The organism is Actinomadura sp. HBU206391, assembly GCF_014323665.1.
GTDB lineage: Bacteria > Actinomycetota > Actinomycetes > Streptosporangiales > Streptosporangiaceae > Actinomadura_C.
In genome coordinates this window covers 1-808 of sequence record NZ_JABVEB010000574.1, presented here as the reverse complement: position 1 = coordinate 808, position 808 = coordinate 1, and the positions used below count along the sequence as shown (strand labels likewise).

Below are 808 nucleotides of genomic sequence, written 5' to 3'. Positions count from 1 at the left end.
GGCCTGGACATGCTGGACGAGCTGGCCGGCTGGGGGCTCACGCCGCCGGTGATCAGCGCTGACGCCGGTTACGGGGACAACAACGCCTTCCGTCTCGGCTTGGAAGAACGCGGACTGGACTACGTCCTGGCGGTCAAGGCGTCCACCAGTGTCCACGCTGTGGACGCGGTGCCCGAGACAGTGCCCTACAAGGGCACGGGCCGGCCCTCGGTGCCCCGCTACCGAAGCGAGCACTCGACCTTGCGGGCTCTGGCACTGAACGCTGGACGCAGATCCCTGCGGCAGGTGACCTGGCGGCAAGGCACCAAGAAGACGGCCGGCAACCCCACCGCGAAGATGCGCTCACGCTTCCTGTCGATCCAGGTGCGGCCCGCCAACCGCACCATCCCACGGCTGCCCGACGGCACCCTGCCCGTGCGGTGGCTGCTGGCCGAATGGCCACCCGGCCACAGCGAGCCCACCGACTACTGGCTGTCCAACCTGCCCGAAGGCACCCCGCTACGCGAGCTGGTCCGCCTGGCGAAGATCCGCTGGCGCATCGAACACGACTACCGCGAACTCAAAACCGGCCTGGGCCTGACCCACTTCGAGGGCCGCTCCTTCACCGGCTGGCACCGCCACGTCACCCTGGTGACCGCCGCCCACCTCTTCCTCACACAACTGCGCCTGGCCAGCCCAAAAGCAGCTGGGGCGGCCTGACCTTCTACACAATCCTCCGCGAGCTCCAAACCCTCCTCGCGACCTGGACAGGCCGATGCCCCACCTGCCAACAACAACCACCCTTAACGACTTAACAAAGTCCTACTAG

1 protein-coding gene is annotated in these 808 nt (G+C 67.3%); it reads left to right on the top strand.

The genetic code is table 11. The annotated features are described in order from the left end of the window. Positions 1–699: transposase (locus HKK72_RS39490; protein ID WP_187239463.1), on the top strand; the 699-nt coding region annotated here is incomplete at its 5' end. Between the last annotated feature and the right edge of the window lie 109 nt (positions 700–808).